The 2,161-nt window shown below is 69.8% G+C and carries 2 protein-coding genes; one reads left to right on the top strand and one right to left on the bottom strand.

Annotated elements, in window-relative coordinates:
- Positions 1 to 254 precede the first annotated feature (254 nt).
- A complete protein-coding gene (gene xth, locus FV228_RS27470; RefSeq protein WP_147857404.1) occupies positions 255 to 1,049 on the top strand; it encodes an exodeoxyribonuclease III in 795 nt (264 codons plus the stop codon).
- Between the two features lie 338 nt (positions 1,050 to 1,387).
- Here xth and FV228_RS27475 read toward each other — a convergent pair whose 3' ends face one another.
- Complete coding sequence (locus FV228_RS27475; protein ID WP_147857405.1) at positions 1,388 to 2,002, bottom strand: NIPSNAP family protein; 615 nt, start codon at positions 2,000 to 2,002, stop codon at positions 1,388 to 1,390.
- Positions 2,003 to 2,161: the final 159 nt, after the last annotated feature.

Below are 2,161 nucleotides of genomic sequence, written 5' to 3' on the forward strand. Positions count from 1 at the left end.
CCGCGGCCGCGGCGGCCAGCAGGAAGGCGGCGTTCGACGCCGCGTTGACCGGCTCGGCCCAGACCTCCGGCCCGGTCCGCTCGCAGTAAGCCATGACCGGCTCGAACCACCCCATCGTCATCCTGGCGTCTATATCGCCCCGATCTTGCGCCGCCATGGCCTTGTCAGCGCGGCGCGAAGCGCGGATGACGCTTCGGCCGCTCCGGGAACCACTTCGGCGGCGAGCGCTCCAGACGGCGACCGGAAGCGAGGCGATGCGGATCACGACCTGGAACGTCAACTCGATCAAGCAGAGGCTGCCGCACCTGCTCGGCTTCCTCGACGAGGCGAAGCCCGACGTGGTCTGCCTGCAGGAGCTGAAATGCCAGGACGAGGCGTTCCCGCGCGCCGAGGTCGAGGGGGCCGGCTACGCGGTCGAGACGCTCGGGCAGAAGGCCTATAACGGCGTGGCCCTGCTGGTGCGCGCGCCGCTGGAGATGAGCGAGATCCGGCGCGGTCTGCCGGGCGACGAGACCGACGAGCAATCGCGCTACATCGAGGCGCTGATCTCCGGCGCCGAGTCCAAGCCGGTGCGGGTGGCCTCGATCTACCTGCCGAACGGCAACCCGGTCGACAGCCCGAAATACCCCTACAAGCTCGGCTTCATGGAACGCCTGCGGATCCACGCGCGCATCCTCATGGAGGACGAGACCGCCGTGGTGCTCGCGGGCGACTACAACGTCATCCCGGAACCCGCCGACGCGGCCGACCCGGAGGCGTGGCGCTCCGACGCGCTGTTCCTGCCCGCCACGCGGGCGGCGTTCCGCGCCCTCCTGGCCGAGGGCTACACCGACGGCCTGCGCGCCTGCGATCCCCGCGACGGGCTCTACACCTTCTGGGACTACCAGGCGGGCTGCTGGCAGCGGAACGCGGGCATCCGCATCGACCACCTCCTGCTGTCGCCGCAGGCCGCCGACCGTCTGGTCTCGGCCGCCGTGCAGAAGCACCTGCGCGGCCTGGACAAGCCGTCCGATCACGTGCCGGTGACGGTGGAGCTGACGGCTGGGTAGCGCGGATGCGGGTCGTCTCGCCGCGGCCTACGATGTCCAGGCATCGGCTCGTGCAGGGCGCAAACGCATGTTTGTTCGCCGGACAGGGAGCCGACCAACGTCGTCGCACACCGTCGTCCCGAGGCCGCCAAGCGGAGCCCGGGATCCGGAAGCACCGACGTTCCAGCGCCTTACACCGACAACGGTTATGGATTCCGGGTTCGCCCGCGGCGACCCGGAATGACGGTGCGGGGTGCCGGATCGGGAGGGGCAAAAGCTCGGGCGATGAGCTGACCGGGGTGCGAAACCCGTCCGCCTGAATCGCAGACAGGCATGTCCTGCACCCGCCGACCGGGAATTCAGCTTAGCGGCGACACCCCCTGCGGCAGCGCGATCACCGAGGTCGCTTCCGCGATCTGGTCGGGGCCGCCCTTCGGCGGCCAGACGCCGTCGCCATAGGCTTGAGCGCGCAACGCGGCCCGCTCCTGAAGGCTGGCGAAGGCCCAGATATGCGTGATCCGCGGCGCCCCATCGAGGGCGTACAGGTTCACAACAAGATGTTCGGTGTAGGTTCGGGCCGGTTCGATGGCCGCCTCCCAGGCCGACAGCGTCGGCGCCAGGCCGCCGGGTTTGAGGCGGTAGGTCCGGATCTCGTACAGCCCGCCGCGCTCCCCGGTCCGGATCGGCGCCAGGAACGGGAACGGCGCGTAGCTGTCCATCTCCAGCGCGGTCACCACGCCGCCCGCATTGAACGGGTTGGCGCTGAGCAGGGCGCGTCGGCGCTCGGCCGTCATGTCCTCCGGCGCGGTGAACCCCCGCAGCACGATGAGCCGGCCCAGCATGCCGACTTCCGTCCGCCAGCAGCCCATGAGTTGTCCCTTGGCTTCGCTGTCGTCCACCCAGGCATGGACGCCCTCGGATGCGTGTCCGAGCGCGAGCAGGGGGCAGGAGAGCGTGGCGAGTTCGTACAGCATGGGAGCCTCAGTCTGTTCGAGGCTTCAAAGCCTGGAGCGGCCATTCGGTTTCCGACGCAGGAAGCGGTTGACTGCGCCCCGTGGTTCCGGTGGAGGACAGACGGATCCCGAACCGTCACCGGTGGATTCCCCGACATGCCGGCCCGCCCCCTCGTCCAG

Origin of the sequence: Methylobacterium sp. WL18 (genome assembly GCF_008040015.1) — a bacterium.
GTDB lineage: Bacteria > Pseudomonadota > Alphaproteobacteria > Rhizobiales > Beijerinckiaceae > Methylobacterium > Methylobacterium mesophilicum.